We start from the raw sequence: 18,712 nt of genomic DNA, 5'->3' as shown, positions 1-18,712 counted from the left end.
CGACCATGGACGATGTGAGCACAACCGCAGAGACCGCGCCGGAAACGGCTGCAAATGGCATCGTATCGGCCTCGGCCATCCCCGCCGACGAACTGGCGCGGCTGACCGACGATATCGTCTCGGCGCTGAAGACGGTCTATGACCCGGAAATCCCGGCCGACATCTACGAGCTTGGCCTCGTCTACAAGATCGACATCGAGGACGACCGCTCGGTCAAGATCGACATGACGCTGACCGCACCGGGCTGCCCGGTGGCCGGCGAGATGCCTGGCTGGGTGGAAAACGCCGTCGGCGCCGTCGAAGGCGTGTCCGGCGTCGAGGTCAACATGACCTTCGACCCGCCCTGGTCGCCCGACCGCATGTCGGAAGAGGCACAGGTGGCGGTGGGCTGGTACTAGTGTCGAGGTTGGTACACTTGCGCCAGTGGTAAAACTTCACCATTTTAGGTGAGGAATCATTCGGCAGGCCTTGAACCTGCATGGAATGGAGAAGGAAAGAGAATGGGACGCTTCGCCGTCATCACGATGACCGAAAAGGCCGCCGACCGGGTGCGCGAGATCGTGGCCACCCGTGACAACGCGCATGGCATTCGCCTCGGCATCAAGAAGGGCGGCTGCGCCGGCATGGAATACACGGTCGACCTTGTGACCGAACCCAACACCAAGGACGACCATATCGAGCGCGACGGCGCCCACGTCTATGTCGCGCCGGAGGCGGCCCTTTTCCTGTTCGGTACCGAGATGGATTTCGAGCAGACGACGCTGCGCACCGGCTTCACCTTCCACAATCCGAACCAGAGTTCTGCTTGCGGCTGCGGCGAATCCGTCGAACTGAAGCCGGCGGATCTCAAGGCGCTGGCAGAGGCACGCGCCTCGGCCTGATCTTTCCTTCGCCCTGCTTACGGGGCGAAGAACACTACTCCACCCACATACCCGTCCGCTTGTGCCAGTCGGCGATCGATTCTTCCGGATAGACGTCGAACACCTTGTCGCGCTTGCCGATCTCGGGTTCGACCCAGTTCGCCTTGTATTTTAGCATCAGGTGCACCTTTTCTGGTGGTGTCGGCAGGTCGCTGTCGATCGCCGAGGCGAAGGGATGCACCAGTTCCGGCCAGGTCGGATCGTAGAGCCAGAGCGCCGACCCGCATTTGCGGCAGAAATTGCGTTCGCCGGTCGAGACCTCGCAATGGGGATGTTCGTCGTCCTCGATCTCGGCACGGTAGACGCCAAGGCTCCTCTTGCCCCTGATGTTCAGCGTTTCGTAGTCGGCGCCGAGATTGATGGCGAAACCGCCGCCGCCCTGCTGCTTGCGGCAGATCGAGCAGTAGCAAAGCATGAACGGCACCGGCGTGTGGCTTTCCACCTCGAAACGCACGGCGTTGCAGCGGCAGGATCCCTTGAGCAGAAGCGGCATGACAAAAAACTCCGACGGAATGATCTCAACCTGTCAGCATGATCTTGGTTGCGCGATGACAATGTCAAATGCCGGTGACATGATCGCGGCATGGACAATGAACGCATCGCCGAACTGTTCGCCGGCCTCGGCCCGGTCAGCATCCGCAGGCTGTTCGGCGGCAAGGGCATCTATTTCGACGGCGTCATCGTCGCCATCGTGCTGCGCGGAGAATTGCTGCTGAAGGCCGACGAGCAAAGCGCGCCCGACTTCGAAGCCGAGGGCTGCAAGCAATGGACCTATACCGGCTCGCGCCACGGCAAGCTGGTCGCCATGCCCTATTGGAGCATTCCCGACAGTGCCTTTGACGACCCGGACGAGATGACGGTGTGGGCACGGCGCGCCTGTGAGGCTGGAAGGCGCGCCGGCAAATAGCCGCGCGAACCTACAGCGCCTTTGCTATCTCGGCCGCCAGCCTCGCATTGTTTTCGACCAGCGCGATGTTGGTCTTCAGGCTGCGGCCGCCGGTGAGCTCCAGGATCTTCGACAGCAGGAACGGCGTCACCGCCTTGCCGGTCACGTGCAGAGCCTCGGCGGCCTTTTGCGCCGCTTCGATGTAGCCCGCCATCTCCTCGGCCGGGATTTCGTGGTTCTGCGGCACCGGGTTGGCGATCAGCATGCCGCCGCCGAGCCCCAGCGCAGCCCGGGTCTGGTAGAAATGCGCGATGTCTTCAGGCTTGTACAAGGTGAGAGGCGCGCGGAACGGCGACTGCCGCGACCAGAAGGCGGGCATGGTCTCGCAGCCATGGCCGATGACAGGCACGCCGCGCGTCTCCAGAACTTCCAGAGTTTTTTCGATGTCGAGGATGGCTTTGGCGCCGGCCGAGACGACGATGACCGGCGTGCGCGCCAGTTCGTCGAGGTCGGCGGAAATGTCAAAGCTCTTTTCAGCGCCCTTGTGCACGCCGCCAATGCCGCCGGTGGCGAACACTTTTATCCCGACCATATGGGCGGCGATCATCGTCGCGGCGACCGTGGTGCCCCCGGTGCGCCCTTGCGCGACGGCGAAGCCGATGTCGGCGCGCGACAGCTTCATGGCGTCGCCGGTCATGGCCAGCGATTCGCGCTCGCCGTCGGAAAGACCGATCTTTATGCGTCCGCCGACCACGGCGATCGTTGCCGGCACGGCACCACCGTCGCTGATGATCTTCTCGACGTTCGCCGCCATGGCGCCATTGTCGGGGTAGGGCATGCCATGGGTGATGATGGTGCTTTCCAGCGCCACCACCGGCCGGCCGGCGGCCAGGGCTTGCGCCACCGGCGCGTGGATATCGATGAAGGGGCGGGCGGTTTCCGGGGTCATCTCAGGTCTCCAATCCGGTGTGCATGCATCCATCAAGGTGCGCGCGGCGGCACTCCGGTACTATGAATTTGCCGGTCTCATGCCACTTCCTGCACATCGGGCACAAGGGCCAGCGCTTCCATGAAGGCGGCCGCGGTGAAATCGGGAACGGCGTCGGCGCTCTCGATGGCCAGCGTTGCCGCGGCGACACCTTCCCGCAACGCCGCCCGCAAGGGCATGCCGCGCAGCAAGGCGGCGACCGTTGCCCCCGCCAGCGCATCTCCCGCGCCGGTGACGTCCACAACTTTCCTCGGGGCGGGCGGCATGATGGCAAACATGCCGTCGCGATCAAAACCCAGCACCGGGCCGCTGCCCGCCGTCACCACCGCGCTGGTGAGGCCGGCGCGCTTCAAACCGTCAACGATGCCCCGCTGGGAAGCCGCGCCGTCCAGGCCTGCCAGCGCGAGGGCCTCGCGCTGGTTCATGAAGACGACGGCCAGATTGCCGAGCACCGGCTTCAGGCGCACGATCTTGGCCGGCGAAATGGCAATGGCGAATACGGGCTTGCCGGCGGCAAGCGAAACCAGCCGCTCCAGTGCCGCTGATGGCAGATTGGCGTCACACAGGATGGCGTCGGCGGCCAAGATCGCCTCCCGCACCTTGGATCGGCGGATCTGCTTGGGAAACGCCAGATCGTACAGCGCCATGTCGGCAAAGCCGACTATCAACTCGCCTTCGCGATCGATCAACGCGGTATAGCTCGGTGTCGTGCGGTCGAGGAACACCGCCGACAGATCGGCGATCCCTGCCTTGGCTATGGCGCGGGAAACGGTGTCGCCCGCCGCATCGCCGCCCCGCATCGACAGCAGCGAAGCGGAGACGCCGCGCAGCACTGTGCTGCGCAGCGCGTTGAAGACGCCGCCGCCGACATCCTCGCGCATCGTGCCGGGGTTGGACGCGGCCGGCACGTAGAGGCCGGACACCTGGCCGCGCCGGTCGATATGGGCCCCGCCCACGGCAAGTATCTCTGCGGATTTCACCATGGCGGCGATATGACCTTTGTTGTTGCAGCCGCACAAGCGCTAGGCTGCGCGACAGAGCTTCGCATGCAAGGCAGCGATTCGGCAGGCCGGGACAGCGGTGCCGGCTGGCCTAATGCGAGGTGGGTTGCTGCCCGCGTTTCTGGGACGAAAAAAGAACAAATCCGGATATCGCTTGTTTTTCAAATGCTTGTTGCCTCTTGCCAAATGAGAACAAAAAAGGTACAAAATGCCAGGGATTACGGATTGTCCGGCCTTCATTGACGACCAAGGGGTGATGTATCATGGCTCAGAATTCTTTGCGGCTTGTAGAGGATAAGGCAGTGGACAAATCAAAGGCTCTGGATGCGGCGCTGTCGCAAATCGAGCGGGCTTTCGGCAAGGGCTCGATCATGCGGCTCGGCGCCAACGAGCAGGTCGTCGAGATCGAAACGGTGCCGACCGGTTCGCTCGGCCTCGACATCGCGCTCGGCGTTGGTGGCCTGCCGCGCGGCCGCATCATCGAGATCTACGGGCCCGAAAGCTCGGGCAAGACGACGCTGGCGCTGCATACTGTGGCCGAAGCCCAGAAGAAGGGCGGCATCTGCGCCTTCGTCGATGCCGAGCATGCGCTCGATCCGGTCTATGCCCGCAAGCTCGGTGTCGATCTGGAAAACCTGCTGATCTCGCAGCCCGACACCGGCGAGCAGGCGCTGGAGATCTGCGACACGCTGGTGCGTTCCGGTGCCATCGACGTGCTGGTGGTCGATTCGGTCGCGGCGCTGACGCCGCGCGCCGAAATCGAGGGCGAGATGGGCGATTCGCTGCCCGGCCTGCAGGCCCGCCTGATGAGCCAGGCGTTGCGCAAACTGACCGCCTCGATCTCGCGCTCCAACACCATGGTCATCTTCATCAACCAGATCCGCATGAAGATCGGCGTCATGTTCGGTTCGCCCGAGACCACGACCGGCGGCAACGCGCTGAAATTCTATGCATCGGTGCGCCTCGACATCCGCCGCATCGGCTCGGTCAAGGATCGCGACGAGGTCGTCGGCAACCAGACCCGCGTCAAGGTCGTCAAGAACAAGTTGGCGCCGCCCTTCAAGGTGGTCGAGTTCGACATCATGTATGGCGAGGGCGTGTCCAAGACCGGCGAACTGGTCGATCTCGGCGTCAAGGCCGGCGTGGTCGAGAAGTCGGGTGCCTGGTTCTCCTACAATTCGCAGCGTCTCGGCCAGGGCCGCGAAAATGCAAAACTGTTCCTGCGCGACAATCCCGATACCGCGCGCGAGATCGAACTGGCACTGAGACAGAATGCCGGTCTGATCGCCGAGAAATTCCTCGAGAATGGTGGCTCCGAAGGCAACGGCGACGACGGTTTTGAGGACGAAGCCGGCGCGATGTAAGGCAACGGCCAGAGTTCGGCCATAAAGTCGGCTTATGACCTGATGCTTAAGTAATCGAGTTCTTTAGTACCGCGTTCAAAACCGCTGGCCTTCGAGCCGGCGGTTTTTGTTTTTGGGCGGTGTGGAGCCGGCCTGATAAGCTCCTGAAGCGCTTCGCGCCTGAGTGGATTCACGCGACGCGCTTCAGGTCTTTATTCTCATGCATGTCGCTCTGCCAAAACCGAGGTCGTTTTGGGCGACGTGCATTGGATTGGCCTAATTCCGTGTTTCTGGACAGGGTGCGGTGTGCCCGCTAAAAGGCCAAGTCAATCTTCTAAAAAGCAGAGACCAGTTTCCGCCGGCCGCGCCGGCGGTTTTCGCGAAAAGGCAGCAGTCATGAGTGGCGTGAACGAGATTCGGTCGACATTTCTCGACTATTTCCGCAAGGAGGGCCACGAGGTCGTGGCCTCGAGCCCGCTCGTGCCGCGCAACGATCCGACATTGATGTTCACCAATGCCGGCATGGTGCAGTTCAAGAACGTCTTCACCGGTTTGGAGAAGCGGTCCTATTCGCGCGCCACCACCGCCCAGAAGAGCGTTCGCGCCGGCGGCAAGCACAACGACCTCGACAATGTCGGCTACACCGCGCGCCACCTGACCTTCTTCGAGATGCTCGGCAATTTCTCCTTTGGCGACTATTTCAAGGAGCGCGCCATCGAGCTTGCCTGGAACCTGATCACCAAAGAGTTCGGGCTGAAGAAGGACAAGCTGCTGGTCACCGTCTACCACACGGACGATGAGGCGGCGGGCTTCTGGAAGAAGATCGCCGGTTTCTCGGACGATCGCATCATCCGCATCCCGACCTCGGATAATTTCTGGGCGATGGGCGACACCGGTCCTTGCGGGCCGTGCTCGGAAATCTTCATCGATCGTGGTGAGCACATCTGGGGTGGCCCTCCCGGCAGCCCGGAAGAGGATGGCGACCGGTTCCTCGAATTCTGGAACCTGGTGTTCATGCAATATGAGCAGGTGACGAAGGAGGAGCGCATCGACCTGCCGCGTCCGTCGATCGACACCGGCATGGGCCTGGAGCGCATGGCGTCCATCCTGCAAGGCGTGGAAAGCGTTTTCGAGACCGACCTGTTCCGTCACCTCATCGATGCGGCGTCTTCCGCGCTTGGGCGCGCTCCGGATGCCGAAACGGTCGCGTCTTACCGTGTCATTGCCGATCATTTGCGCTCGTCCTCCTTCCTGGTCGCCGACGGCGTGCTGCCGTCGAACGAAGGCCGTGGCTATGTGCTGCGCCGCATCATGCGCCGCGCCATGCGCCACGCGCAGTTGCTCGGGGCGAGCGAGCCTCTGATGTGGAAGCTGGTGCCGGCTCTGGTGCGCGAGATGGGCCAGGCCTATCCCGAATTGCTGCGCGGCGAACAGTTGATCACGGAAACGCTGAAGCTCGAGGAGACGCGCTTCCGCAAGACGCTGGTGCGCGGCCTCGGCCTGCTCTCCGAGGCGACGGAAACGCTGCATGCCGGCGACATGCTGGATGGCGAGACGGCCTTCAAACTCTACGACACCTACGGCTTCCCGCTCGACCTGACGCAGGACGCGCTGCGCCAGCGCAGCATCTCGGTCGATCTTGCCGGCTTCACCAATGCGATGGAGCAGCAGAAGGCCGAGGCGCGCAAGCACTGGACGGGGTCTGGCGAGGCCGCGACCGAGACGGTGTGGTTCTCGGTGCGCGAACAGACCGGCGCCACCGAATTCCTCGGCTACGAGACTGAAGCTGCGGAAGGCCTCATCCAGGCGTTGGTGCGGGACGGCAAGACCGTCGACAGCGCCGGCAAGGGTGACGCGGTTGCGGTGGTCGTCAACCAGACGCCATTCTATGGCGAATCCGGCGGCCAGATGGGCGATACCGGCGTCATTTCAGGCGAAGGCTTCTCGATCGAAATCTCCGATACGCAGAAGAAGGCGGATGGGCTGTTCGTGCATCTGGGCAAGGTGGCGAGCGGCACGGTCAAGACGGGCGCCGCCGTTGAACTCAAGGTCGACCATAACAGGCGCTCCAGGCTGCGTGCGAACCACTCCGCCACCCACCTGATCCATGAGGCGCTGCGCGAGGTGCTGGGCACTCATGTCGCACAGAAGGGCTCGCTGGTCGCGCCAGAGCGCCTGCGCTTCGACATCTCGCACAACAAGCCGATTTCGGCCGAGGAACTCGAAGAAGTCGAGCGCATGGCCAATGAAATCGTCGTGCAGAACGGCCCGGTGACCACGCGCCTGATGTCGGTCGACGACGCCATCGCCGAGGGCGCCATGGCGCTGTTCGGCGAGAAGTATGGCGATGAAGTGCGCGTCGTGTCGATGGGCATCGGGCTGCATGGTGCCAACCGGCCCTATTCGGTCGAACTCTGTGGCGGCACCCATGTCAGGGCGACCGGAGATATCGGCCTGGTGCGTGTCGTCTCCGACAGCGCGGTTGCCGCCGGCGTGCGCCGCATCGAGGCGCTGACTGGCGAGGCGGCCAGAAAATATCTCGATGAGCAGGATCGGCGGCTGAAGACGGCGGCAGCGACGCTGAAGATCTCGCCAGCCGACGTGCCGGCGCGCGTCGAGGCTTTGCTTGAGGAGCGCAAGAAGCTCGAGAAGGAACTTACCGAAGCCCGCAAGAAGCTGGCGCTCGGCGGCGGTGCCGCGGCCGGCGCGCCTTCGGAGAACGAGACGGTCGCGGGCATCGGCTTCCTCGGCAAGGCCGTCTCCGGCGTCTCGCCGAAGGACCTGAAGCCGCTGGCGGATGCTGGCAAGACCTCGCTCGGCTCCGGCGTCGTCGTCTTCGTCGGCGCCGGCGAGGACAACAAGGCAAGCGTCGTGGTCGCGGTGACCGATGACCTTGTCGGTCGCTTCAGCGCCGTGGACCTGGTGCGCGTGGCCTCCGCCGCCTTGGGCGGGCAGGGCGGTGGCGGGCGGCCCGACATGGCCCAGGCCGGTGGCCCTGACGCCTCCAAGGCCAATGATGCGATTGCGGCGGTCAGGGCGGCACTCGAGGCCGCCTGAAAGCCGAGACATGAAAATACTCGTCCTCGGTGGCTATGGGTTGATCGGGGACGCCGTCATTGGCCGTTTGCTTCGCGACGGTCATCATGTGACCGGTCTCGGTCGCGATGTCCGGGATGCCGGGCGGCGCCGGCCGGCGGTTCGCTGGATAGCGGCGGACATGTCGAAACTGCTTGCCGCTGAAGACTGGCTGCCGGTGGTTGCCGGCATGGACGCGGTGGTCAACGCCGCGGGCGCCCTGCAGGACGGCCCGCGCGATCGCCTCGACGCCGTTCACCGGGGTTCGGTGGTGGCACTTGTCGCGGCTTGCGAACAGGCCGGTGTGCATCGCTTTGCGCAGATATCCGCGATCGGCGCCGATCTCGCTTCGGCAAATCCTTTCTTCAGCACCAAGGCGCAAGGCGACAAGGCCGTCGCAAGCTCATCCCTGGAGTGGACCATTCTGCGGCCGGGCTTGGTGATCGCGCCCGCCGCCTATGGCGGCACGGCACTTCTGCGCGCCCTTGCGGCATTCCCCGGTTTTATTCCGGCCGTCATGCCCCGCCAGCCGATCCAGACCGTATCGGTCGCCGATGTTGCCGAAGCGGTATCGCGCGCGGTCGCCGGATCGCTGCCGCCCCGACTTGCCATCGATCTCGTCGAGGGCAATGCCAGATCTCTTTCCGATGCTCTGCTGGCCTTTCGCGCATGGCTTGGTCTGCCGCAAGCACGGGTCATGCCGATGCCGGCCATCCTTGGCCGGTTCGCCAGCGTCGTTGCCGACGCCGTTGGCGCCCTTGGTTGGCGCTCCCCTCTACGCAGTTCGGCACTTGCCGCGCTGGCGGACGGCATCACAGGCAATGCCCGGTCTTGGAATGCTGTTTGCGACCATCCGCTTCAGTCGCTGGAGGCAACGCTGGCCGATATGCCGGCACATGTTCAGGAGCGATGGTTCGCGCGCCTTTGGCTGGCGAAGCCTGTTATCTTCGCTTGCCTGTCTCTGTTCTGGCTCGTTTCCGGCATCATTGGCATGATCCGGCAAGATCAGGCCGCGGACATTCTCGCCTCACGCGGCGTGTCCGCGGATTTCGCGCATATCTGCGTTCTGGTCGGCAGCGCCGCGGATATCCTCGTTGGCGCGGCGGTTCTGGTCCGGCCTTTCGCCAAGCCGGCGCTGCTGGCGATGATTGCGATCACGCTGTCCTATCTGGTGGGGGCAACGCTTTTTGTTCCAGGTCTATGGCTTGATCCACTGGGACCGCTGGTCAAGACGATACCCGCGCTTTGCCTGGTGCTGGTGGCGCTCGCGGTGCTCGACGAGCGATGAGCCTCTGGGCCGACATACTGCGCTGGGCGCATGTCATCGGCGCCACGGTTCTGTTCGGCACGGGTGCCGGCATCGCCTTCTTCATGCTGATGGCGCAACGCACCGGCCGCGCCGATTTCGTCGCCCATGTCGCGGGTACGGTCGTCATCGCCGACACCATTTTTACGGCGACCGCCGTCATCGTGCAGCCGATCACGGGCGTGCTGCTGGCGCAGGCGGTCGGCTGGCCGCTCTCTGAAGGCTGGATTGTGCTGTCCTTGCTGCTTTATGTCGTCACCGGTCTGTTCTGGTTGCCGGTGGTCTGGATTCAGATCCGGATTCGCAACCTCGCGCGACAGGCGGCCATCGAAAACGTGGCGCTGCCCGCCGAGGAGAAGCGCCTGTTTCGCATCTGGTTTGCTTGCGGCTTCCCGGCCTTCGCCGCCGTGCTTGCCATTCTCTGGCTGATGGTCACAAGGCCAGAGATAGGGTTTTAGCGTCACATCGAGTTCTCAATCGGCCTTTTCGGTCACGGCAACGGCTTGTCTGTCAGCGATCCGACCCCACCAGGCCTGAATCTCGGGAAATTCGGCCAGCAGCTTTTGCCCGTCGGCAACCTTGAGGAAATAGGCGATGATCGGCGCCGCATGCAAATCGGCCAGCGTCACCTGATCGCCGAGCAGCCACGGCCCCGGTGGCTTGAGCGAGCTCAGCACTTTCAGCACAGTCTCAGCTTGGTTCAGGCCGCCCGCGATCAGGCTCTCATCCGGCTCCGCCTTTTCCAGCCGCTCGACGGCGACGTCCCAGACCATGGCGCGATAGCCATAGGCGTCGAGCATGCCTGTCATCTGGCCCATCCTGGCGCGGCCGCGCGGATCGGCGGGCTGTAGCGCCGGGCCGTCGAAAGCCTCGTCGACATAGCGCGCGATCGCATTCGTCTCGAAGAGCCGAAACCCGTTATGCTCGAAGGCTGGGATGCGGCCGAACGGGTGATGCTCCAGATACCAGGCCGGGATGCCTTCGGCGGCGAAGATGTCGAGCGGGACGAGTTCGTAGGCGACGCCTTTTTCCTCCAGCGTCATCCGCGCGATGCGCACATAGACACTGTAGTCCGCGCCGTAGAGGATTGGCTTGGTCATGCTGCCGGCCCTTCGTCGCTTTCATCGGCCCAAAAAACGAAGGCTCCTTTCGGAGCCTTCGGGGTGTAGAGCTGCGAGTACTTACGCCATCGCCTTCTGCAAATTCTCGTCGATCTTGTCGAGGAAGCCGGTGGTCGAGAGCCAGGGCTGGTCCGGGCCGATCAAGAGCGACAGGTCTTTGGTCATGAAGCCGCTCTCGACGGTCTGGATGCAGACCTTTTCCAGCGTCTCGGCAAAGCGCTTCAGCTCGGCATTGTCGTCGAGCTTGGCGCGGTGCGCGAGGCCGCGCGTCCACGCGAAGATTGAGGCGATCGAATTGGTCGAGGTTTCCTCGCCCTTCTGGTGCTGGCGATAGTGGCGGGTGACGGTGCCGTGCGCGGCTTCCGCTTCCACCGTCTTGCCGTCCGGCGTCATCAGCACCGAGGTCATCAGGCCGAGTGAGCCAAAACCTTGCGCCACCGTGTCGGACTGCACGTCGCCGTCATAGTTCTTGCAGGCCCAGACATAGCCGCCGGACCATTTCAGGCTGGAGGCCACCATGTCGTCGATCAGCCGGTGCTCGTACCACAGCTTCTTCGACTTGAACTCGGCCTCGAATTCAGCCTCGTAGACTTCCTGGAAGATGTCCTTGAAGCGGCCGTCATAGGCCTTGAGGATGGTGTTCTTGGTCGAGAGGTAGACCGGATAGTTGCGCAGCAGGCCGTAATTCAGCGAGGCACGGGCGAATTCGCGGATCGACTCGTCGAGATTGTACATGGCCATGGCGACACCGGCGCCGGGCGCATCGAACACGTCGTGCTCGATTACCTTTCCGTCTTCGCCGACGAACTTGATCGTCAGCTTGCCCTTGCCGGGGAAGCGGAAATCGGTGGCGCGGTACTGGTCGCCGAAGGCGTGACGGCCGACGATGATCGGCTTGGTCCAGCCGGGCACCAGGCGCGGCACGTTCTTCATGATGATCGGCTCGCGGAAGATGGTGCCGCCGAGGATGTTGCGGATCGTGCCGTTCGGCGACTTCCACATCTTCTTCAGCTTGAATTCCTCGACGCGCTGTTCGTCGGGGGTGATCGTCGCGCATTTCACGCCGACGCCGTACTTCTTGATGGCGTTGGCCGAATCGATCGTCACCTGGTCGTTGGTGGCGTCGCGGTGCTCGATGCCGAGGTCGTAATATTCCAGCTTCAGGTCGAGATAAGGGTGGATCAGCTTGTCCTTGATGAACTGCCAGATGATGCGGGTCATCTCGTCGCCGTCGAGTTCGACGACCGGGTTCGCCACCTTGATCTTCGCCATGGAAAGAATGCCTCGTTGCTGGGATATGGGACGGCCTTGCCCGCGTGGCGTTCGGCCGGGAGATGCCGCCCGTATATCAAAGGGTTTTTGGCCGCGCAAACGGCGATCGGTCACGAATGCGAGGCGATGGCCGCCGTCATTTGCGAATGCTTCATTTTCGCGGCCGAATATGGCAGGGGACGCTGAAATGCCGCAAACAGCAGTTCTTTGACAATCATGCCCGTCACCCAAGATCCCGATAACATCCCACCCGCCGGCCCGGCGATCATCCTGGTCGAGCCGCAGCTTGGCGAGAACATCGGCATGGTTGCACGCGCCATGGCCAATTTCGGCCTGGTCGAACTGCGCCTGGTCAATCCGCGCGACGGCTGGCCGAGCGAGAAGGCGCGCGCCGCCGCCAGCCGCGCCGACCATGTCATAGACGCCGTGAAAGTGTTCGACGACCTGGCCTCGGCGCTTGCCGATTTGAATTTCGTTTTCGCCACCACCGCCAGGCAGCGCGACGGCTTCAAGGCCGTGCGCGGCCCCGTGGAAGCGGGCAGGGTGCTCCGCGCCCGTCACAGCATGGGGCAGCGCACAGGCATCCTGTTCGGCCGCGAGCGCTTCGGCCTCTACAATGACGAAGTCGGGCTTGCCGACGAGATCGTCACCTTTCCCGTCGATCCCGATTTCTCCTCGCTCAACATCGCCCAGGCGGCCTTGCTGATGTCCTATGAGTGGATGAAGTCGGGCCTGGAGGACGAGACCAGGACCAATTTCACCGGGCCGGAAATGAAACCGGCAAGCAAGGAAGAATTGCACGGCCTGTTCGCCTATCTCGAAGGCGCATTGGAAGCGCGCGGCTATTTCCGGCCAGCGCCGAAGAAGCCGAAAATGGTCGACAATCTGCGTGCCGTGCTGACGCGTGCCGGCTTTGCCGAGCCGGAGCTCAAGGTGCTGCGCGGCATCATCTCGTCCCTCGACAGGTTCTCGCCGGCGATGCCGCGCGGCGATGGTTCGCCGGGCGATGATCCCAGGCGGCTTCCGGCCGCCGCGCGCGCCGGCAAGGCGGAAGCCGATCGCCCGGCGCACCGGCCTGCCGGTGACGATGAGGACGCACCGCCGCTGGGCGGCAAGGGAACCGACAATGACTGATCTGCCGATCCTGATGTTCGATTCCGGCGTCGGCGGGCTGACCGTGCTGCGCGAGGCGCGCGTGCTGATTCCGGACCGGCGCTTCATCTATGTCGCCGACGACGCCGCCTTTCCATTCGGCGCCTGGGAAGAACCGGCGTTGCGCACCCACATACTCGATCTCTTCGCCAAACTGCTCGACAGGTTCACGCCGGCGATTTCCGTCATCGCCTGCAACACCGCCTCGACGCTGGTGATCGACGCCTTGCGCGATGCCTTTCCCGGCCATCCGTTCGTCGGCACCGTGCCGGCGGTCAAGCCGGCGGCGGAGCGCACCCGCTCGGGCCTGGTCTCGGTGCTGGCGACGCCGGGCACGGTGAAGCGGCAATACACACGTGACCTGATCAGCAAGTGGGCGCAGAAATGCCATGTCCGCCTGGTTGGCAGCGACAGGCTGGCGGGTCTTGCCGAAGTCTATATGCGCGAGGGCTTTGTCGACGAGGAGGCCGTGCGAGCCGAGATCGCGCCCTGCTTCATCGAGCGTGACGGTATGCGGACCGACATCGTCGTGCTCGCCTGCACGCATTATCCGTTCCTGGTCAATCGCATGCGCAAGACCGCGCCCTGGCCGGTCGACTGGATCGATCCGGCCGAAGCGATCGCCCGGCGAGCGCTTTCACTGCTGCCGCTCGTCGATGGAGCGCTGCCGCAAGGCGAACCCGATATCGCGGTCTTCACCTCGGGCAAGGCGGATTTCGCCGTCAGCCGGCTGATGCAGGGCTTTGGACTGGTGGTGGAAACGTCCGCCGCTTAAACAGGTTCGAAGACGACGCTGCGTTGATCCGGATCGGCCGAGGCCAGCCTTAGCGTGAGGCTGTCGCCCTGCCTGAACCCGGTCGCCTTTACCGTGGCAACGACTGGCATGTCGGCAAGCTGAACGCGTACGCCATGGTCGACGAAGTCGGTGACTGCGGCTTTGAATGTTTCCCCTTCGCGTCCCCTGAGCATGACCGCCTCGGCAAGGTCGATGGCCGCATGGTTGATCTGCGAAGCGCGGGCATCCGCGCGTCCCATCACCTTCGGCAATTTGGTGAATGCATCGGTGACGACCTGCGGCACGGGCTGGCCGTTGGCGATTGCCAGCGCGCAGCGCACGACATAGCGATCGGCCAGCCGCCTGAGCGGCGCGGTGGCGTGGGCATAGGTCGCGGCCATCGCCTCATGCCAGGGAACGACACCTTCCTGGTAGGGCTGGTAGGACGCGCCGTTGCCTGCGCGGCGGATTTCCAGCATCAACGCCGCCTGTTTCGGGTCAGCCGGATCGAGCGTGCGCTGGTAGTCGCGCAGGCTGGCTGAGGACGGCCAGGACAGGCCAAGCGCCTGTGCCGCGTTGCGAAGTCTCTGCACCTTGGACGCGTCCGGCCCGGACATCACGCGGAACAGCCCGGTCTTGTGCGCAAGCATGGCGTCGGCGATCGCTATGTTGGCGGCCAGCGAAAGCGCGGCATTGTCCTGTTCGGATTGCAGGAGCGGTCTGAAGGACAGCCGGAATGTGCCATCGGCGAGCCTTTCAACCTCCTGCTCGGGTGGGTCGACGCGTGACGCGCCACGACGTTTTTCGCTCATCGCCATGCGCCGCGCCATTTCAGCGAAGCCGGCCGGAACGTCGGAAGCCTTCACGCTGTCATAGGCGAGCTTCGCGCGGCTTCGAATGATTGCCCGCTCCGCGCCGTCCAATTTCGTCGCGCCGTCTTCGGCGACCCGGACGGTGAAGATGACAGCAGGACGCGGTCCATCCGGCAACAGGCTCGCCGCACCCTCGGCAAGGGCCGGCGGGTAGAGCCCGGCCTTGCCGTCCGGCAAGTAAAACGTCTCGCCCCGCGTCCAGGCTTCGAGATCGATCGCGTCACCGTCCTCGACGAACCAGGCCACGTCGGCAATGGCATAATGCAGCAGAAGATCGCTGCCGCTCGCCTCGATCGAGAACGCCTGGTCAAGATCGGTGGAGGCTGCTGGATCGAGCGTGACGAAGGGCATGTCAGTTCGATCGGCATGCTGGTTCGGCACACGTCTGGCCGCTGCGTCCGCCGCGGCCATTACGTCAGCTGGAAATCCAGCCGGCACGTGGAATTCGGTGCGGATTTTCGTCAGGCCGGAGGAGAGAGCTTGTGAGGGGTCCGTCAGAGACTTCATTCAGCCGTCCTACACTGGAGTTCCGGACACGGGAAGACTGCGAACGAAATCGCCAAAGCCGGTCGCCTGATCCGGACGAGGAGCTGGGCCATCGGCGCTGGAACTGCCGCCGAAGCACGGCGTTTGTCCTGACAGAAAAGGAGAAAGCGTCATGCCTGCCACCTCGAAAGCCCAGCAGAAAGCCGCCGGCGCCGCGCTCTCCGCCAAGCGCGGCGAGACCAGGAAGAGCGAGCTCAAAGGCGCCTCTCGCGAAATGTACGAATCAATGAGCGAACAACAGCTCGAGGAATTCGCCGAGACGAAGCGCAAAGGGCTGCCGGAGAAAAAATCCAAGGATTGAAAAATCCAAGGATTGAGGGCTTGAAGCCAGGCTCCGGCAATCATTGAATAAAAAGGGCCAGCGACAGTTCGCTGGCCCTCGCGGATTGCTGCTTTGTTCGCCTTACCAGCGGTGGCAACGCCGCACCTTCTGCACGATTACCTTGCGATGGCCGTGCCGCCACACCACCCTCTTCTTGACGATGACGCGGCAGACTTGTTTGTGGCCGTGCCAATGACGGGCCATCGCCGGCTCCGGCGCAACCGCCATTGATCCGGCCAGTACCGCGGCACCGGCCAGAGTAAGGAAGAACTTCTTCATGCTAATTGAACTCCTCTAGGTCCAGTCCCTTCCTGGTGCCGTTGGCGTAAAACCTCCCGCCACATCCGGCATTGCTCAACGTCGTCAACGTTGTATGGTTGCGCCAACGACAAGCTACGCGGAAGCTTGACACCGGTTAAATCTCGGTTTAACCACCCGCCAACGCCGGGCAGCGATGTCCGGTGTTTGTTTTATATGCGCAAGACCGGTTGCCTTGGTTGTTTCTGGTTTTGTTTGAACTGACGTGTCCCGTGGGTTTTCCGCCGCGTTGCGTGGGAAAACCCTGTCAGGTCTCGAAAACGGAGGCCAGAGGAGGGCGCGTTTCCTTCACCCGGACCATGAGGTGCCGGGTGTGTTGTTTTGAAAAGGGAATGCGATGAGCAAGCGCGAATCCGCGAAATACAAGATCGACCGCCGTCTTGGCGAAAACATCTGGGGCCGCCCGAAGTCCCCGGTCAACAAGCGTGAATACGGCCCCGGCCAGCATGGCCAGCGCCGCAAGGGCAAGCTTTCCGACTTCGGCCTGCAGCTGCGCGCCAAGCAGAAGCTGAAGGGTCACTATGGCGACGTTTCGGAAAAGCAGTTCCGCAAGGTCTATGAAGAGGCCGACCGCCGCAAGGGCGACACCTCGGAGAACCTGATCGGCCTGCTCGAATCGCGTCTCGACGCGGTCGTTTACCGTGCCAAGTTCGTGCCGACCATTTTTGCTGCCCGTCAGTTCGTCAACCACGGCCACATCAACGTCAACGGCAAGCGCGTCAACATCGGTTCGTACCGCTGCAAGCCGGGCGACGTCGTCGAAGTGCGCGAGAAGTCGAAGCAGCTGGTCATCGTCCTGGAGTCGGTCGGCCTCGCCGAGCGCGACGTTCCGGACTACATCGAAGCCGATCACAACAAGATGGTCGCGACCTTCTCGCGTATTCCCGGCTTGGCGGACGTTCCGTTCGCCGTCCAGATGGAGCCGAACCTGGTCGTCGAATTCTATTCGCGCTAAGCGAACGCTTTTCTGCGATATCGGAAAGGCCGCCCTCGAGGCGGCCTTTTTGTTTCTGGCATCCCGCTTTGCCGTTTCGATTTTCCGGCCGATGCGCTAATCCGGGCGGACGTCACATCTCCGGGGCCGCTGCGCCATGAATATGCTGCCAGACATCGAAGCGCTTGAACCGGTCGCCGAAGGCGGCTCCCATCCGCTGTTCGCCGATGTGCCGTCCTCGGTCGAGTTCAACAAACTGCGCAAGCGCCTGCTGCGTCTGACCCGCCAGGCGATCGAGGATTTCTCGATGGTGGAGCCGGGCCAGCGCTGGCTGGTCGCGCTGTCGGGCGGCAAGGATTCCTACGGCCTGCTCGCCATCTTGCTCGATCTCAAATGGCGCGGGCTGCTGCCGGTCGAGTTGCTGGCCTGTAATCTCGACCAGGGCCAGCCGAATTTTCCCAAGCACATCCTGCCGGACTACCTCAACGCCAATGGCATTGCGCACCGCATCGAGTACCAGGACACCTATTCGGTCGTCACCGACAAGCTGCCGCAGGGCAGCACCTATTGCTCGCTCTGCTCGCGGCTGCGGCGTGGTCATCTCTACCGCATCGCGCGGGAGGAGGGCTGTTCGGCGCTGGTTCTCGGCCATCATCGCGAGGACATTCTCGAGACCTTCTTCATGAACCTGTTCCATGGCGGCCGTCTCGCCGCCATGCCGCCAAAACTGCTCAACGACGAAGGCGACGTCATTGTGCTGCGGCCGCTGAGCTACAACGCCGAGATCGATCTCGAAAAATTCGCCGCGGCGATGCGCTTCCCTATCATCCCTTGCGACCTGTGCGGCAGCCAGGAAGGCCTCCAGCGCAATGCCATGAAGGCGATGCTGGAAGACATCGAAAAGCGCATGCCCGGCCGCAAGGACACGATGATCCGTGCGCTGTCCAACACCAGGCCGTCACATCTGCTCGACAGAAAACTGTTCGACTTCGCCGCCCTGAACCAGACCCTCATCACAGGACAAGACGCTTCCGATGACATTTGACGACAACGCGATCGACTGGTTGGCCAGCCTGCTGGCCGAGGCGGCCGACACCGAAATCATGCCCCGCTTTCGCCGGCTGGGCGATGGCGACATCAGACAGAAGACCTCCGCCGCCGATCTGGTGACGGAAGCGGACGTCAACGCCGAGCGGCTGATCACCGCCAGGCTGCGCCAGCGCTATCCCTCGGCCATGGTTGTCGGCGAGGAAGCATGTTCCGACGACCCGACACTGCTTGATGGGCTCGGTGATGCCGATCTGGCCTTCGTCATCGACCCGGTCGACGGCACCTTCAATTTCGCCTCCGGTGTGCCGCTGTTTGGTGTCATGCTTGCCGTCGTGGTCAAGGGTGAAACGGTCGCCGGCATCATCCACGATCCGGTCGGCAAGGATTGGCTGATCGGCGCCAAGGGAGCAGGCAGCCATATCCGCCATGCCCATGGCACGCTGGAGCAGGTGCGGGTTGCCACAAGTGTGCCGATCTCGGAGATGACCGGCGCGGTCTCGTGGCAATACATGGCCGAGCCGGACCGCACGCGGCTGGCCTGCAACCAGACCAAGACGCTGTCGCAGTTCAACTACCGCTGCGCCGCCCACGAATACCGCTTGCTGGCCAGCGGCCATGGCCATTTCGTCGTCTACAACAAGCTGATGCCCTGGGATCATCTCGCCGGTGCGCTGATCCATGCCGAAGCCGGCGGCCATGCCGCGCGCTTCGACGGCAGCCCTTACCTGCCGTCACATGTCGGCGGCGGCCTGCTGGTCGCTCCCGACAAGGAGAGCTGGCTGGAGCTGCGCCGCGAGCTGTGGGCCGAGTAGGATTAATTCCTGCGGCAGA

General features: G+C 63.3%; 20 protein-coding genes. 13 read left to right on the top strand and 7 right to left on the bottom strand.

Features of this window, described 5'->3' with window-relative positions; genetic code table 11:
* Nucleotides 1–5: 5 nt before the first annotated feature.
* Both AC07UC_RS23810 and sufA read left to right on the top strand, forming a co-directional pair.
* On the top strand, nt 6–398 hold the full coding sequence (locus AC07UC_RS23810) for an SUF system Fe-S cluster assembly protein (protein ID WP_080680448.1): 393 nt from the start codon (nt 6–8) through the stop codon (nt 396–398).
* 102 nt (nt 399–500) lie between these two features.
* Nucleotides 501–881, top strand: coding sequence for a Fe-S cluster assembly scaffold SufA (gene sufA, locus AC07UC_RS23805; protein WP_013532156.1), 381 nt, complete (start codon nt 501–503; stop codon nt 879–881).
* Nucleotides 882–915: 34 nt separating this feature from the next.
* Here the strand turns inward: sufA and AC07UC_RS23800 are convergent, their stop codons facing one another.
* A complete protein-coding gene (locus AC07UC_RS23800; protein WP_494907598.1) occupies nt 916–1,413 on the bottom strand; it encodes a GFA family protein in 498 nt (165 codons plus the stop codon).
* Between the two features lie 90 nt (nt 1,414–1,503).
* Here AC07UC_RS23800 and AC07UC_RS23795 point away from each other — a divergent pair, with 90 nt between their 5' ends.
* Nucleotides 1,504–1,827, top strand: a complete 324-nt coding sequence (locus AC07UC_RS23795) for a TfoX/Sxy family protein (protein WP_494907597.1) — start codon at nt 1,504–1,506, stop codon at nt 1,825–1,827.
* A 10-nt stretch (nt 1,828–1,837) separates the two neighbouring features.
* On the opposite strand, the gene AC07UC_RS23790 is transcribed toward AC07UC_RS23795, so the two are convergent.
* Nucleotides 1,838–2,755 carry a pseudouridine-5'-phosphate glycosidase gene (locus AC07UC_RS23790; RefSeq protein WP_494907596.1) on the bottom strand — a complete coding sequence of 306 codons (918 nt, stop codon included), beginning with the start codon at nt 2,753–2,755 and terminating at the stop codon, nt 1,838–1,840.
* A 77-nt stretch (nt 2,756–2,832) separates the two neighbouring features.
* Complete coding sequence (locus tag AC07UC_RS23785; protein ID WP_494907595.1) at nt 2,833–3,777, bottom strand: carbohydrate kinase family protein; 945 nt, start codon at nt 3,775–3,777, stop codon at nt 2,833–2,835.
* A gap of 281 nt (nt 3,778–4,058) precedes the next feature.
* On the opposite strand from AC07UC_RS23785, the gene recA reads away from it, so the two are divergent.
* The 4 genes from recA (at nt 4,059) to AC07UC_RS23765 (ending at nt 9,977) form a co-directional block, all read left to right on the top strand.
* Nucleotides 4,059–5,159, top strand: a complete 1,101-nt coding sequence (gene recA / locus AC07UC_RS23780) for a recombinase RecA (protein ID WP_013895892.1) — start codon at nt 4,059–4,061, stop codon at nt 5,157–5,159.
* A gap of 375 nt (nt 5,160–5,534) precedes the next feature.
* On the top strand, nt 5,535–8,195 hold the full coding sequence (alaS, locus tag AC07UC_RS23775; RefSeq protein ID WP_494907594.1) for an alanine--tRNA ligase: 2,661 nt from the start codon (nt 5,535–5,537) through the stop codon (nt 8,193–8,195).
* A gap of 10 nt (nt 8,196–8,205) precedes the next feature.
* Nucleotides 8,206–9,501, top strand: coding sequence for an SDR family oxidoreductase (locus tag AC07UC_RS23770; protein WP_494907592.1), 1,296 nt, complete (start codon nt 8,206–8,208; stop codon nt 9,499–9,501).
* A complete protein-coding gene (locus AC07UC_RS23765; RefSeq protein ID WP_494907591.1) occupies nt 9,498–9,977 on the top strand; it encodes a DUF2269 family protein in 480 nt (159 codons plus the stop codon). The genes AC07UC_RS23770 and AC07UC_RS23765 overlap by 4 nt, the downstream gene beginning before the upstream one ends.
* Before the next feature lie 15 nt (nt 9,978–9,992).
* Here the strand turns inward: AC07UC_RS23765 and AC07UC_RS23760 are convergent, their stop codons facing one another.
* Together AC07UC_RS23760 and AC07UC_RS23755 are read right to left on the bottom strand one after the other, a co-directional pair.
* A complete protein-coding gene (locus AC07UC_RS23760; protein WP_494907590.1) occupies nt 9,993–10,619 on the bottom strand; it encodes a glutathione S-transferase family protein in 627 nt (208 codons plus the stop codon).
* An 81-nt stretch (nt 10,620–10,700) separates the two neighbouring features.
* Nucleotides 10,701–11,912, bottom strand: a complete 1,212-nt coding sequence (locus AC07UC_RS23755; protein WP_032930036.1) for an NADP-dependent isocitrate dehydrogenase — start codon at nt 11,910–11,912, stop codon at nt 10,701–10,703.
* 216 nt (nt 11,913–12,128) lie between these two features.
* Here AC07UC_RS23755 and AC07UC_RS23750 point away from each other — a divergent pair, with 216 nt between their 5' ends.
* Together AC07UC_RS23750 and murI are read left to right on the top strand one after the other, a co-directional pair.
* Complete coding sequence (locus tag AC07UC_RS23750; protein ID WP_494907589.1) at nt 12,129–13,046, top strand: RNA methyltransferase; 918 nt, start codon at nt 12,129–12,131, stop codon at nt 13,044–13,046.
* The gene (gene murI / locus AC07UC_RS23745) at nt 13,039–13,839 is read left to right on the top strand and encodes a glutamate racemase (RefSeq protein WP_494907588.1); all 801 of its coding nucleotides are present in this window, start codon (nt 13,039–13,041) and stop codon (nt 13,837–13,839) included. The genes AC07UC_RS23750 and murI overlap by 8 nt, the downstream gene beginning before the upstream one ends.
* Here murI and AC07UC_RS23740 read toward each other — a convergent pair.
* Nucleotides 13,836–15,218, bottom strand: a complete 1,383-nt coding sequence (locus AC07UC_RS23740; protein ID WP_494907587.1) for an RNB domain-containing ribonuclease — start codon at nt 15,216–15,218, stop codon at nt 13,836–13,838. The two genes, murI and AC07UC_RS23740, sit on opposite strands and share 4 nt — an antisense overlap.
* A gap of 151 nt (nt 15,219–15,369) precedes the next feature.
* Here AC07UC_RS23740 and AC07UC_RS23735 point away from each other — a divergent pair, with 151 nt between their 5' ends.
* Nucleotides 15,370–15,558, top strand: a complete 189-nt coding sequence (locus tag AC07UC_RS23735; protein ID WP_140767833.1) for a DUF3008 family protein — start codon at nt 15,370–15,372, stop codon at nt 15,556–15,558.
* Between the two features lie 102 nt (nt 15,559–15,660).
* Here AC07UC_RS23735 and AC07UC_RS23730 read toward each other — a convergent pair whose 3' ends face one another.
* Nucleotides 15,661–15,858 carry a hypothetical protein gene (locus tag AC07UC_RS23730; RefSeq protein ID WP_140767832.1) on the bottom strand — a complete coding sequence of 66 codons (198 nt, stop codon included), beginning with the start codon at nt 15,856–15,858 and terminating at the stop codon, nt 15,661–15,663.
* Nucleotides 15,859–16,234: 376 nt separating this feature from the next.
* Between AC07UC_RS23730 and rpsD the strand changes: the two genes are divergently transcribed.
* The 3 genes from rpsD (at nt 16,235) to AC07UC_RS23715 (ending at nt 18,693) form a co-directional block, all read left to right on the top strand.
* A complete protein-coding gene (gene rpsD / locus AC07UC_RS23725) occupies nt 16,235–16,852 on the top strand; it encodes a 30S ribosomal protein S4 (protein ID WP_056562236.1) in 618 nt (205 codons plus the stop codon).
* Nucleotides 16,853–16,988: 136 nt separating this feature from the next.
* On the top strand, nt 16,989–17,876 hold the full coding sequence (gene ttcA / locus AC07UC_RS23720; RefSeq protein WP_494907586.1) for a tRNA 2-thiocytidine(32) synthetase TtcA: 888 nt from the start codon (nt 16,989–16,991) through the stop codon (nt 17,874–17,876).
* Nucleotides 17,866–18,693 (top strand): inositol monophosphatase family protein, encoded by an 828-nt coding sequence (locus AC07UC_RS23715; RefSeq protein WP_494907585.1) that lies wholly within the window; start codon nt 17,866–17,868, stop codon nt 18,691–18,693. The genes ttcA and AC07UC_RS23715 overlap by 11 nt, the downstream gene beginning before the upstream one ends.
* Nucleotides 18,694–18,712 lie beyond the last annotated feature (19 nt).

Source organism: Mesorhizobium sp. GW821-FHT04C10, assembly GCF_059420305.1.
The sequence above is the reverse complement of the archived record's forward strand: the minus strand, read 5'-3'. Positions and strand labels throughout refer to the sequence as shown.